Annotated in this window: 12 protein-coding genes; 5 read left to right on the top strand and 7 right to left on the bottom strand. The window is 63.9% G+C overall.

Features of this window, described 5'->3' with window-relative positions:
- Window positions 1–4 precede the first annotated feature (4 nt).
- Complete coding sequence (locus tag AUR64_RS11355; protein WP_058582065.1) at window positions 5–1,033, bottom strand: lysylphosphatidylglycerol synthase transmembrane domain-containing protein; 1,029 nt, start codon at window positions 1,031–1,033, stop codon at window positions 5–7.
- Window positions 1,034–1,203: 170 nt separating this feature from the next.
- On the opposite strand from AUR64_RS11355, the gene thiL reads away from it, so the two are divergent.
- A complete protein-coding gene (gene thiL, locus AUR64_RS11350; RefSeq protein WP_058582064.1) occupies window positions 1,204–2,085 on the top strand; it encodes a thiamine-phosphate kinase in 882 nt (293 codons plus the stop codon).
- A 40-nt stretch (window positions 2,086–2,125) separates the two neighbouring features.
- On the opposite strand, the gene AUR64_RS11345 is transcribed toward thiL, so the two are convergent.
- The 3 genes from AUR64_RS11345 to AUR64_RS11335 form a co-directional block, all read right to left on the bottom strand.
- On the bottom strand, window positions 2,126–3,286 hold the full coding sequence (locus AUR64_RS11345) for a site-2 protease family protein (RefSeq protein ID WP_058582063.1): 1,161 nt from the start codon (window positions 3,284–3,286) through the stop codon (window positions 2,126–2,128).
- Window positions 3,287–3,573: 287 nt separating this feature from the next.
- On the bottom strand, window positions 3,574–3,822 hold the full coding sequence (locus tag AUR64_RS11340; RefSeq protein WP_058582062.1) for a DUF7123 family protein: 249 nt from the start codon (window positions 3,820–3,822) through the stop codon (window positions 3,574–3,576).
- A gap of 300 nt (window positions 3,823–4,122) precedes the next feature.
- Window positions 4,123–4,929: a molybdopterin synthase gene (locus tag AUR64_RS11335; RefSeq protein ID WP_058582061.1), complete on the bottom strand. Its 807-nt coding sequence runs from the start codon at window positions 4,927–4,929 to the stop codon at window positions 4,123–4,125.
- 157 nt (window positions 4,930–5,086) lie between these two features.
- On the opposite strand from AUR64_RS11335, the gene pyrH reads away from it, so the two are divergent.
- Both pyrH and lysS read left to right on the top strand, forming a co-directional pair.
- On the top strand, window positions 5,087–5,806 hold the full coding sequence (gene pyrH / locus AUR64_RS11330) for a UMP kinase (protein WP_058582060.1): 720 nt from the start codon (window positions 5,087–5,089) through the stop codon (window positions 5,804–5,806).
- Window positions 5,803–7,473, top strand: coding sequence for a lysine--tRNA ligase (gene lysS / locus AUR64_RS11325; protein WP_058582059.1), 1,671 nt, complete (start codon window positions 5,803–5,805; stop codon window positions 7,471–7,473). Before pyrH ends, lysS begins: the two co-directional genes overlap by 4 nt.
- A gap of 309 nt (window positions 7,474–7,782) precedes the next feature.
- Here the strand turns inward: lysS and AUR64_RS11320 are convergent, their stop codons facing one another.
- Window positions 7,783–8,331 (bottom strand): hypothetical protein, encoded by a 549-nt coding sequence (locus tag AUR64_RS11320; protein ID WP_058582698.1) that lies wholly within the window; start codon window positions 8,329–8,331, stop codon window positions 7,783–7,785.
- A 139-nt stretch (window positions 8,332–8,470) separates the two neighbouring features.
- Here AUR64_RS11320 and AUR64_RS11315 point away from each other — a divergent pair, with 139 nt between their 5' ends.
- Together AUR64_RS11315 and AUR64_RS11310 are read left to right on the top strand one after the other, a co-directional pair.
- On the top strand, window positions 8,471–8,692 hold the full coding sequence (locus tag AUR64_RS11315) for a hypothetical protein (protein WP_058582058.1): 222 nt from the start codon (window positions 8,471–8,473) through the stop codon (window positions 8,690–8,692).
- Window positions 8,693–8,756: 64 nt separating this feature from the next.
- Complete coding sequence (locus tag AUR64_RS11310) at window positions 8,757–10,544, top strand: site-2 protease family protein (protein ID WP_058582057.1); 1,788 nt, start codon at window positions 8,757–8,759, stop codon at window positions 10,542–10,544.
- A 37-nt stretch (window positions 10,545–10,581) separates the two neighbouring features.
- On the opposite strand, the gene AUR64_RS11305 is transcribed toward AUR64_RS11310, so the two are convergent.
- Together AUR64_RS11305 and AUR64_RS11300 are read right to left on the bottom strand one after the other, a co-directional pair.
- Entirely contained in the window at window positions 10,582–11,103 is a 522-nt protein-coding gene (locus AUR64_RS11305) for a PadR family transcriptional regulator (protein ID WP_058582056.1), read from the bottom strand.
- A gap of 77 nt (window positions 11,104–11,180) precedes the next feature.
- Entirely contained in the window at window positions 11,181–12,050 is an 870-nt protein-coding gene (locus tag AUR64_RS11300) for a formate/nitrite transporter family protein (RefSeq protein WP_058582055.1), read from the bottom strand.
- Window positions 12,051–12,102: the final 52 nt, after the last annotated feature.

The following is a 12,102-nucleotide window of genomic DNA, read 5'->3' as shown; positions in this document are numbered from 1 at the left end:
GGTGTCACGACGTCCCGTTGACGCCGAGTACGCTCACGACGACCCCGCCGATGAGAATCGGAAGCCAGTACACCGCACCGCGGTAGATGACGATGGCGGCGAGAATCGCCGACTGCGTCACTGCAGGTCCCGTCGCCGCCAAGAGCAACACGAGAAGAACGCTCTCGATACCGCCCGCACCGCCGGGAAGCGGGGTGACGCCCGCAATCGCGCCGATAGGGACGACGAACAGCATTATCGACAGCGGGACACTCGTGCCGACGGCTTGGAACGCAAGCCACAGCCCAAGCATCTGACAGAACCATCCGGCCGCCGACAGCGACACCGCGAGGAGCAGGCCTCGGGGGTTCGTGGCGACGCGTTCGATAGCACCGAAGAATCGGTTGATGCGGCCTTCGATGCTCTCGGCGGTCGGTTTCGAGACCCGAGGGAGGAAGTCGGCGATGCGGCGAATCGCGGGCGTGAGGACGCCGACGGCCTTGTCTTCGAGTTGGTATCGTCGCTGCCAGCCGACGTAGACGAGACCCGGAACGAGAACCGCGAGTGCGACGACGCCGAAGACGGCGAGTTCGAGATTTCGACCGAGCGTCGTCTCCGTGGCGAAGTACACCGCTCCCGCGAGCGCGAGCGTTATCGAGGGGACGAAGTTGAGCGTGTCGACGCTGGCGATGGCTGCGAGTCCGGTCTCGTACTCGGCGTCGGACGTCTGTGAGATGAGAAGCGCCGTCACCGGTTCGCCGCCGGCCTGTCCGAACGGCGTGATGTTGTTCGAGAACATCGCGCCCGAGAAGACGAGCAACGATTTGATGGCAGAAATCTCGACGCCGAGCACCGAGAGGACAGTCCGAAGCGACAGTCCCCACGCGAACAGCCAGCCCAGCGTCGCAAGAACGACGAGCGCGACGAGGCCGGGGTCGGCGTTCTGCAGTTGGTCGACGAGGTCGCCGACACCGATAAACGAAAAGAGAACCGCGAACACCACCAACGCGCCGGCGAAGCCGAGTAAGGTGGCTCGCAAGTTCTCTCTGGCCATACACCTCCGACGGTCAGTGAGGCCATTAACCCACCGGAACCGACAGCAGTGGTAGCGATGGCTTACGCGGTGCCACGGTCCGGTAACCGTGTCACTGTGCGACGGAGCCACATGAATCCGGTCGACGAATACCTCGGTGGCTTTTTCGCGCCGACACCGAAAGGCCGGGTATGGACGAGCGGACGGCGCTGCGAACGTTGGCGGCGGAGCTCCCGGCGGCCGGTGACGACGCCGCAGTCGTCGACGGCCTAGTCGTTACGACCGACATGCTCCACGAAACGACGGACTTCCCGACCGGAACGACGCGCTACACCGCCGGGTGGCGAGCGGTCGGTGCGTCGTTGTCGGACGTCGCCGCGATGGGCGCGCCCGCCGTCGCAGCGGTCGCCGCCTACGCCGCTCCCGAGTTCGACGAGGACGAACTAAGCGCGTTCGTCCGCGGGGCACGCGACGTCTGCGACCTCGTCGACGCCGAGTACGTCGGCGGCGACCTCGACGACCACGACGAGTTTACGACGGCGACGACCGCCATCGGCCGAACCCACGACCCGGTGTTTCGCTCCGGCGCGAACCCGGGTGACCTCCTCTGTGTCACCGGAACGTTCGGGAGAAGTGCTGCCGCTCTCCGGTACTTCGAACGCGGCGACGCCGAACGCGGCAACGACCTCTTCCAGTTCGAACCACGGGTCGCCGCGGGCGTCGAACTCGTCGACGACGCGACGGCGATGATGGATTCGAGCGACGGACTCGCGCGGTCGGTCCACCAACTCGCGGAGGCAAGCGACTGTGGCTTCGCCGTCGATTCCGCGGCGGTTCCGGTCGACGACGCCGTCGACGACGTAACCGACGGTGAAAACGACTACTGGGAGTCGGCACTGCACTTCGGCGAGGACTTCGAGTTAGTGTTCACACTCTCCGAGTCGGCACTCGAACGCGCGACGTCGGCGTCACCCACACCAGTCACACGCATCGGACGCGTCACCGAGGGGTCTGCGGGGATTACGCTCGACGACGGCCCGCTACCGGACAAAGGATACACGCACTCGTCGTGACGGAGTTGTGAGAAAGTCGGCGCAGTCACTCCTGCGGCAGTCACGCGGTCATCAGCTGAATCGGCACGAGCATGAAGCAGAGCAGTCCGAGCGCGAACGTGAACAGGCCGACGAACTGCCGTTTCCAGCCGATGCCGGACTCGTCGATGGGGTGGGCAGGACCGTTGAACGCGATGAACAACGAGAACAGGCCCCAGAACGCCCACAGACCCACCGACTCCTGCAGGCCGAGGTCACGGACGTAGTAGAGGTAGCCCGCGAGGCCGAACAGGCCGAGGGGAACGAGCGTCGCCACCGTCTCCTGTCTGCGGCCGAGCATCGCCCGAACCATGTGGCCGCCGTCGAGTTGGCCGACGGGAAGCAGGTTCAACACGGTGAAGAACATCCCGACCCAGCCGCCGATGATGACCGGGTTGACGGTCTGGGGATAGCTGTAGTCGCTCGGTTGGCCGACCACCGTGGCGATGAGGTCCAGCAAGGGGGGATTGTTGAACTGGATGACTTCGGTGCTGCCGACGAACACCCGCTCGGGAATGGTAATCGGGTCGAGCGACAGCCCGATAGCGGTGACGAGAATCGTCGCCGCCAATCCCGCCAGCGGGCCCGCGACGCCGATGTCGAACAGCGCCTTTCGGTCGGGCATCTGCCCGCGCATCCGGATGATGGCTCCCATCGTTCCGAACGGGAAGACGAAGGGGATGAGATACGGCAGCGACACGTCGACGCCGTGGTACCGGCCCATCACGTAGTGGCCGAGTTCGTGCGCGCAGAGAACGCCGAGGACGGCGGCGGTGAAGGGCCACGCTTCGAGCGCGACTAAGGGATTCTCCTGAATCGCACTGATGGGGATGTAGTACCACGCGTACGCACCGACGAACAGCGTCGAGGTGACGGTGGCGACGAACAGCAGCAGGTTCTTCCACGGGACGCCGTCGACGCCGACGGACATCGGTTCGGCGACGAGGACGTCTAAACCGTCGTTCGTTCGCGCGAGGCGCACGTCGTAGCCCGCCTCACGGAACGACGGCCACACCGCTTCGAGTAGCGAACGGCGCGAGACGTGCGACTCGCCGTAGTACAGCAGTCTGTCGTCGTCCGTACGCACCTCGCGAACGTAGAACACCGAGTTGAATCGTTCGAGTGGAGGACCGTCTTCGGGAACGGCCACGGGGCCGTACGGAGGGCTGTCGGCCTCGTCCATCAGATACTACGTCTACCGCACAGAAGGGTATAAATCCGGGGTCGAACCGTGTCGGGGAGCCGACACGGTCGGCGAGAGCTGAATTCGTCGGAGACAACGAGATGTGTCGAAGACCCGACGTCGACGGTGGGGTGTCGACGACGCCGGGCAACGCAGAGTGTCGTCAGCGGGCCTGGAACCGAGGTAACGGTTCCCGGAGACGAGGGGAGTGCATGGTTCGCGTGTGGAGTCAGCAGGTGGGGACCGTCACAGGGACGGCTTCGTGTGCAGGGACCGAGGTACGTCGCTTACGAGGCGGGGGCGACGCGCCACGTGGTCGCACTCGTGTACGACCACTTCTCGATGGTGAGTTCGTGGGTAGAGTCACGAAGCTTCACCATCAGCGCGCCGATCTCTTTGGGTGAGAGACCGACCTCGTCCGCGATGAACTTGCCCTTGAAGTACAGTTCGCCGTCTTGCGCTTTGTCGACGAGATACTGTTTCAGTCGGGCTTCTTTCGAGCGTCCGTCGGTGGAGGGGTTCGCTGTTGCGCTCATTGTGGTTCTGACCTCATCGACTACATGGCCGGTTGGGATGTTATAAAGGCAGGAACGTTAGCCACAGTTCGGCCTCTTTCAGACTAAAGCGACGCAAAGGGTTCGTTTTACGACGTTTTTTCAGACCATTAGAATCTTCACGAAGGGTTTTCAGACATCTATTCTTTGCTTTTAGTACAAAAACGAATACGCCGATTATCTGGTTCCTTGACCGTTTTGAGGCAATAATATCTGGTTTCAGCGCCCCCAACCGCTCCGAAACAGTGGTTGAACGAGGAGAATGTTACCGCGATGCGAAAGTTACGACGATTTGTCGTGAACCCAGAAGTCCGACTCGACGGTAGTCTCCTTCTTGAAGATGGGGACTTCGTCTTTCAGGCGGTTGATGCCGTCTTCGACGGCGCGGAACGCCTCGGTCCGGTGACCGGCGAGAACGACGACGAAGACGATGTCCTCGCCGTCCTCGATGACGCCGGTTCGGTGGTGCATCAACACACGCTCGACGCCGTCGCGCGCTTCGATGTCGTCTTTGATGGCCGCGAGTCGCTCCTCGGCGACGCCGTCGTACTTCTCGAACGTCAACTGCGTCGTCCGCGGGTCGTCGTCATCGTCCTTCGCGCGCACTCGTCCGGTGAACGTCGCAATCGCACCCGCACGGTCGGCGCGTGAGTCGTTCTTGAGTCGGGCAACGAGTGATTCGAGCGTGACGTAGGGGTCGAGCGACTCGATTCGAGTGGCGAGTTCGTCGAGGTCCGCGTCGTCGAGTGAGGGTACGGTGTAGAGCGGTTCGGATTCGGCCTCCCGGTCGTCCGGTCGGTCAGTGTCCTCGCCGAGAACGACCGTCGGCAGTCGTAGATGCTCGAATCCCGCCAGCAAGGCGAAGTCGTAGTCCACCGAGAGGTGGTCGAGCAGGTCCGACTCCGAGCGGTCGCGGCCCGCACCGACCCAAACACCGTCGTCGGCGAGACCGTAGGACGCCGCCGAGTCGGGCGCGGGGTCGCTCCCGTCGGGAAGTCGTTCGACTGTCACGACGCGGCCGTCGAGCCGCGCGGCGAGTCGCTCGGTGAGCGTCGTTGCACCCGGACCGACGACGCAGAGTGGTCGCATATCCGGTAGACGGGGGACCGAGCGGCTTTAGTGTTGCTCAGCGGCCCGTTGACGAGGTGTGTGAACACGTCGACTGTGCGCGAGGGAGGTGTTCCCGCACCGCGGAACGTGGCGGAGTTGATAACCCTTAAGACCGAATCCCAGCAACCCGGTTGCAATGAGAGTCGTCATTTCTATCGGCGGGAGCGTCCTCGCGCCGGAACTCGACGCCCGTCGAGTCGAGGCACACGCCGCCGCAATCGAGTCACTCGCCCGCGAAGGCTGCGAACTCGGCACTGTCGTCGGCGGCGGTGGCGTCGCCCGCGAGTACATCGACGCCGCGCGCGGCCTCGGTGCGAACGAGGTCCAACTGGACCAAATCGGCATCGACGTGACACGTATCAACGCGCGTCTGCTCATCGCCGCTCTCGGCGCGGGCGTCAACCCCGCCCCGGCACACAGCTACGAAGACGCTGGTGAGGCAATCCGCCGCGGCGACATCTCCGTGATGGGCGGCGTCGTCCCCGGGCAGACCACCGACGCGGTGGCCGCCGCACTCGCCGAGTACGTCGACGCCGACCTGCTGGTGTACGCGACGAGCGTCGACGGCGTCTACAGCGCCGACCCCCGCAGCGACGACTCTGCCGAGAAGTTCGAGGAACTCACGCCCGAGGAACTGGTGAAAGTTATCGCCCCGATGAGCACCGACGCCGGGTCCTCGGCACCGGTGGACCTCTTGGCGGCGAAACTCATCGAACGCGCGGGGATGCGCACTATCGTCCTCGACGGCACCGAACCGCAGCGACTCGAACGCGCGGTGCTCCGCGGCGACCACGAGGGGACCGACATCGTCCCTGCCGCGGCGGGCACCGAACCCACGTACTGGTCGCAGCGATGAGCGTAGACGACAGCGACGACTCGGTTCCGGCGGCCGCAGGCGAGGGTGATACCGACGAGACCGGCGAGACGCGCCACGCCTTCTGGGCCGACGAGGTAGCCGACGAGATTCTCGCGCGCGACCCGGACGAGCCAATCGTCATCAAGGGGGGCATCTCGCCGTCGGGCGTCGCACATCTCGGCAACTTCAACGAGATTCTCCGCGGCTACTTCGTCGCGGAGGTGCTGCGCGAACGCGGCTACGAGGTTCGACAGGTGTTCACGAGCGACGACAAGGACCCGCTTCGGAAACTGCCCCGCAAACTCGCGGACAAAGACGGCAACATCGTCGGCCTCGGCGACGTCGACGCGGGTGCGCTCGGACAGAATCTGGGCAAGCCGTACACCGACATTCCCGACCCCTTCGGCGAGGCGGAGTCCTATGCCGCACACTTCGCGGCGCTCATCGAAGCCGACGCCGAGCGTCTCGGTGTGCCGGTCGAGATGATATCGAACACCGAACTCTATTCGGACGGGACCTTCGAGCCAGTCGTTCGCCACGTTCTCGAAAACGCCGACACTGCGCGCGAGGTTCTGGCCGAGTACCAGAGCAAGGTCGACGACGACTACGTGCCCTTCAATCCCGTCTGCGGGAACTGCGGGAAAATCACGGAGACAGTTACAGCAATCGACCTCGACGCCGGTACCGTCGACTACGTCTGTACCGACATGACCGCCGGCGACAACACGATTTCGGGCTGTGACCACGAGGGGACGGCGACGTTCCGCGAGGGGAAACTGCCGTGGCGCTTCGAGTGGCCCGCCCAGTGGCAGGTCCTCGGCGTCGACTTCGAACCGTTCGGCAAGGACCACGCAGAAGGCTCGTGGCCGAGCGGCGACGACATCGCGCGCAACGTCCTCGACATCCAGCCGCCGGTACCGATGACCTACGAGTGGTTCACGCTCAACGGCGAACCGCTTTCTTCGTCTGCCGGGAACATCGTCACCGTCGCCGAAGTGCTCGAACTCGCCGAACCCGAAGTTCTCAGGTATTTCTTCGCGCTCAACCCGCGGCGCGCCCGCGACTTCGACCTGCGGCGTCTGGACCTCCTCGTCAACGACTTCGACCGCTTCGAGCGCGTCTACTTCGACGAGGAGACCGACGAGAACATCGAACAGTTGGCCGACCGGGCGTACCCCTTCCTCGTCGACGAAGTGCGCGAGGAGCGCGTCCGATTCCCCTACACGTTCGCCGCGGTACTGGGGATGGTCGACGACCCCGAACTCAGAAGACAGATGGCGAAAAACGAGGGCCACATCACCGACGAGACGCCCGAGTGGGCCATCGAGGACGCGATGGAGCGCGTCGAGAAGGCTCGCACGTGGGCCAAGCGGATGGACAACGAGTACAACTACCGTCTCCAGACGGAGATGCCCGACGTGGACCTCGACGACGACGTGGCCGACGCGCTCGCCGACCTCGCGGCGTTCGTCGAAGACGGCCACACCGGCGAGGAGATTCAGGGCGAAATCTACGAGGCCGCCAAACGCCACGACATCGACACCGGCGACCTGTTTCAGGCGGGTTATCTCCTGTTCTTCGACCAGACGCAGGGGCCGCGTCTCGGCGAATTCCTCGGCGAACTCGAACAGGAGTTCGTGGTGAAGCGGTTGCGGCGAACGGAGTGAGTTGCAGGTTCGGGAGAGCGAGGTTCTCCCGGCGGTTGCAGTGTGGAGGCGGTCCTCTGCCAGATTTTGTACCGCGAGCGAGCGGAGTTCCCGTGAGCCGGAGTCGAACGAGAGCTTGGGAGAGCGAAGCTCTCCCGGCGTGAGCGAGCGGGCCGAGGAACCCTCGAAGGCGCGGAGCGCCTGAGGTGACGCTGTGTTTTTGGTCCAAGAGCAGACGCGTCGCGTCTGCTAAGCCTTCGCGGTGAAACCGCGAAGACAGCTTTTACCGAGCGAAACCGCTCTGCGGTTTCGCGCAGCGTAAAAGGTGGGTCAGTTGTCCTCTATCGCGTCGATAACCACCGACCCGACGACGACGAGGCGTGGGTCGAGCGCGCCGTCGGCGAGCGAGATGTGATACTTGTCGCGGAAGGAGAACTGCTCGGAGATGGTGCCGTACGTCTCACTGCCGTCGGGCGAAGTAATCGAATACGAAAACGGCAGCAGCGTCGTCACGAGACGGCGAATCGCAGCCATGACGTGGTTGTCTTCCTTGACGAGCGCAACGACGTTGCCGGCGGCGTCGTGAAGTTCGTACTCGTGTTTCAGAAACGAGGACACGCGGCGTTTGACCGCGCCGATGGGTTCGTCGGTTCGACTGTCGACGATGTCGTAGGCGGCGTTCACGTCGAGCATCTGGCTCGCGCGGACCCGAATCCGCTCCTCGTCGGTGTCGGCGTCGTTGAACCGGAAATCCTCTTTCAGACGGAGCTTCTTCTGCTTGGAGGTCAGAATCGCCTCGGAGCCCTCACCCTCGTAGACGGTGTACTTGTTCCCGATGCCGAACTTCTGTCGGACCTCGTAGACGGTCGAGTCGAACACGACCGACGTGTCACAGAGTACGAGTATATCTCTTCGGACAGAGAGCGAGAGGACGCTCGGACGCACAGTTAAGGCCCCAAAACGCGTATCTGCGCCGACGGTCGCCTGCGACCCGTGTGGGCGTCCGCGGAGCAACCCAATGCGCCTCAGCCACCCACCCGCCGACTCCACGCGCGAGGACCGACCCGACGAGAACGACGCGACCGACCCGGAGACGAGCACGCGGTCACGGCGACTCGTAGCGGTCGGTGTTGCGCTCGTCGGTGCGGCGGCAGTCGGCTACGCACGGTGGCGACGGCAACGGCCAGTACGCATCGAAATCACCGACCCCGACGCTCCGACGGCCGAAGAGTCGCCGTGAATCGGGTGGAAACTCGCCGAGATAATCCGAACGTCTTTCCCGCTACCAACCCTTTCTTGGGCCAATGAACACGCTGCTTTGGGTACTTATCGGCGTGGTCCTCTACACCGTACTCCTCCTCTTGCTGCGACAACGCGGCTTGCTCCCGAGTTCGGTGAAGATACAGGGGCCGCTGATGACGATACACACCCGCCGCGGGCGGGCGTTTCTGAACTGGCTCGCCGGACCGAAGCGCTTCTGGCGGGCGTGGAGCAACATCGGCGTCGGTATCGCACTCGTCGTGATGGTCGGAACGTTCGTCCTCTTGGTCCTTCGAGGCGTCCAAATCGTGCAGAATCCGCCCGCCCCGACGGCGGTGAACGCCCCGCGGAACGTCCTCGTCATCCCCGGCGTCAACGACTTCCTCCCGCTGTCGGTCGCGCCCGAGATTCTGCTCGGACTGCTCGTTGGCCTCGTCGTCCACGAGGGTGGCCACGGCCTGCTCTGCCGAGTCGAAGATATCGACATCGAGTCGATGGGCATCGTCCTGCTCACGATTCTGCCCGTCGGCGCGTTCGTAGAACCCGACGAGGAGAGCCAACGCAAGGCAAGTCGTGGCGGACGGACCCGGATGTTCGCCGCGGGCGTGACGAACAACCTCGCGGTGACTGCCATCGCGTTGGCGCTGCTGTTCGGCCCGGTGACCGGTGCAATCGCCGCGGCGCCGGGTGCGGCCGTCGACACTACGTTCCAGAACTCGGCGGCCGCAGACGCCGGCATCGGGGCCGGCGACCGTATCGTCGGCTTCGACGGTGCGAACATCACGTCGGCCGAAGACCTCCAGAACTCGCTGCGAGACAGCGACGCCGCGAACGTGACGATAACGCTCGCAAACGGAACGGAGAAGACGGTCCAGCGGTCGCTGCTCGTGACGGCGATGTCGCCGAACTCGCCGTTAGCCGGCGATGGACCCACCGGCGTGGAGACGAACGACACCATCGTCGCCGTCAACGGCACGACGGTCAACACCGAGTCGGGACTGCGTGAAGCGGTCGTCGACAGGCCGCTCGTCACGCTCACCGTCGAAGATACAGACGGAGAACGCTCGAACGTCACCGGCCCGATGGGCGTCCTCCTCGGCGTCTCGCCGAACGGCGCGCTGAGCGAGCAGACGGGCGTCCCCGGCGGCGAACAGGTCGTCGTTACGAGTATCGACGGCGAACGGACGCTGAACTACACCGACGTACAGACCGCACTCGACGGCGGCCAACCCGGCGACGAGGTGAACGTGACGGCGTACGTCGACGGCCAACTGGAGACGCACTCGGTGACTTTGAACCCGGCGAACGACGGCACCGGCCGTGGTCTGGTCGGCGTGACGCAAGGGCCCGAACTCAGCGGTATCAGCGTCAACAGCCTCGGCGTCGTCTCCTACCCCGCCGAGCAGTTCCTCGGCATCCTCGGCGGCGACGTGCAGGGTGGACTGTTCTCGCAGGTGCTTTTCATCCTGTTTCTGCCCTTCGCGGGAACGGTCGTTCCCGGACTGGAGTCGAACTTCGCCGGCTTCGTCGCCACGAACGCGAGTTTCTACACCGTCAGCGGACCGCTTTCGGTTCTCGGCGGCGGTGTGCTCATTCTCGCCAACGTGCTGTTTTGGGTCGGGTGGATAAATCTCAACCTCGCCTTCTTCAACTGCATCCCGGCGTTCCCGTTGGACGGTGGGCGCATTCTGCGTACGTCGACGGAAGCCATCGTCTCACGGTTGCCGGTCGACGGTAAACAGCAGTTGACGAGCACGATTACGACGAGTATCGGGCTGTTGATGCTCGTCAGTCTCCTGTTGTTGATGTTCGGCCCGCAACTGCTCTCCTGAGTGGGCGAGTCTCTCTTTCTTCGGCGTGTGGACGCGCTTACGAGTCGAACTCGATACCGTAGCGCTCGTAGAACGTCTCGGGACTGTCGTCGATGCGCTCGAAGTTTCCGAAGTCGCGTTCGTGGTGGCGAATCAACTGCTCGATAATCCACGAACTGAACGTCTCGTCGAACTGCCACGCGTCCTCGGGACTCTCGACGTCGAAGCGGCCGTCGGTGGCGAAGGCGACGTAGACGTGGTAGAAGCCGAGGATGACGTCGGCGAACTCCTCGGCTTTGTCGCCGGTTTCGGCGCGCTTTTCGACGAGTTCCTCGTGGCCGCTGTCGGTCAACGCGAAGTACTTCCGGTCGGGTTCGTCCTCGCGTTCGACCCGCTCGGCCCAGCCTTTCTCCTCGAACTTGTAGAGAATCGGGTAAACGGAACCGTACGACGGCTCCCAGTGGCCGCCGCTAATCTCACGTATCTCTTTGAGAATCTCGTAGCCGTACCGCGGTTTTTCGGCTAACAACTCCAAAACCAGATACGAGATGAGGCCTTTCGGTGGGCCGCTTTTCCGCATTAGTTGCCCATCAGAGGGCCGTTGTGAAAGCGTTTCGGTTAGTAGGACCTCGACTGATTGGTCAAACAGTCGGTGTGTCAGTGCTTTTCGGTCGTGTCGTCGCCGAACCCGCTCGTCGACTCGGCTTCGTAGTCGACATTGACGTCGTCCCCCGCAAGCGCGACGTGTCCGTAGTTGAGCAGTGCGACGAACACCCCGCCGCCGACGGCGTTGCCGAGCGTCGTCCACGTGAGAAAGTGTGCGAACTCCCCCAGTGTGACGCCCTGTCCGAGGAACATCGCGGCGAGTACCTCAGTGGTCCCCAACAGCGCGTGGTGAAACGGCGCGAAGCCGATGGTGGAAGCGACGACGAGGACGATGACGACGCGGCTGATGGTGTCTCGACTCGCCGCGACGAGCCACGTCAGAAGGCCCATCAGCCAGCCGGCGACGACGCCGCTGGCGGTGATAACCCACCACGGAAACGGGAGCAGCGCCTCGGCCATCGACCCGAACGCCGCTGGGTCGACGATGTTCATCGGCGGGCCGATAGCGGCGATGAGTCCGGCGAAGCAGGCACACCCGACCAGATTGGCCGCGAGGACGACGCCCCACAGTTCGAGGAGGTCGCGGACCGACGCCCGGTCGGTTAGCACGGGGAGAACCGCCATCGTCGTGTGCGCGGTGAACAGTTCCGTCTGGCCGATGATGACGAACAGAAAGCCGACGGCGGAGACACCACCGAGCGTGAGTTGTTTGGCGAGTGTCGAGGGGAACGTCGGCTGAAACGTCAGCGCCATCCCCATGAACAGCGCGCCGAAACTGACGGTGAGGCCCGCGGCGAACCCGGAGATAGCGACGCCTTTCGCCGGGCGGTGCATCTCGGTGAGCGCGTTCTCCATCTCTCGCTCGATGATGTTGCGGTACGAGAGCGTCGCACCCGTCGGGTCGTCTGTTGTCGAAGGCATCGAGTAGTTGGGAAAGACGACGCTCGCTGGGTTCAAACCAGTTGGGGCGGAA

The sequence above is a fragment of the Haloprofundus marisrubri genome (assembly GCF_001469955.1).
GTDB lineage: Archaea > Halobacteriota > Halobacteria > Halobacteriales > Haloferacaceae > Haloprofundus > Haloprofundus marisrubri.
This window is presented reverse-complemented; position numbering and strand designations above follow the sequence as displayed.

Excerpts from the sequence above, each read along its gene's own strand:
- thiL (WP_058582064.1), top strand. The coding sequence starts at position 1,204 with ATGGACGAGCGGACGGCGCTGCGAACGTTGGCGGCGGAGCTCCCGGCG.
- lysS (WP_058582059.1), top strand. The coding sequence starts at position 5,803 with ATGAGCGTAGACGACAGCGACGACTCGGTTCCGGCGGCCGCAGGCGAG.
- AUR64_RS11340 (WP_058582062.1), bottom strand. The coding sequence starts at position 3,822 with ATGAGCGCAACAGCGAACCCCTCCACCGACGGACGCTCGAAAGAAGCC.
- AUR64_RS11335 (WP_058582061.1), bottom strand. The coding sequence starts at position 4,929 with ATGCGACCACTCTGCGTCGTCGGTCCGGGTGCAACGACGCTCACCGAG.
- AUR64_RS11310 (WP_058582057.1), top strand. The coding sequence starts at position 8,757 with ATGAACACGCTGCTTTGGGTACTTATCGGCGTGGTCCTCTACACCGTA.
- AUR64_RS11345 (WP_058582063.1), bottom strand. The coding sequence starts at position 3,286 with ATGGACGAGGCCGACAGCCCTCCGTACGGCCCCGTGGCCGTTCCCGAA.
- AUR64_RS11305 (WP_058582056.1), bottom strand. The coding sequence starts at position 11,103 with ATGCGGAAAAGCGGCCCACCGAAAGGCCTCATCTCGTATCTGGTTTTG.
- AUR64_RS11315 (WP_058582058.1), top strand. The coding sequence starts at position 8,471 with ATGCGCCTCAGCCACCCACCCGCCGACTCCACGCGCGAGGACCGACCC.
- AUR64_RS11300 (WP_058582055.1), bottom strand. The coding sequence starts at position 12,050 with ATGCCTTCGACAACAGACGACCCGACGGGTGCGACGCTCTCGTACCGC.
- pyrH (WP_058582060.1), top strand. The coding sequence starts at position 5,087 with ATGAGAGTCGTCATTTCTATCGGCGGGAGCGTCCTCGCGCCGGAACTC.
- AUR64_RS11355 (WP_058582065.1), bottom strand. The coding sequence starts at position 1,033 with ATGGCCAGAGAGAACTTGCGAGCCACCTTACTCGGCTTCGCCGGCGCG.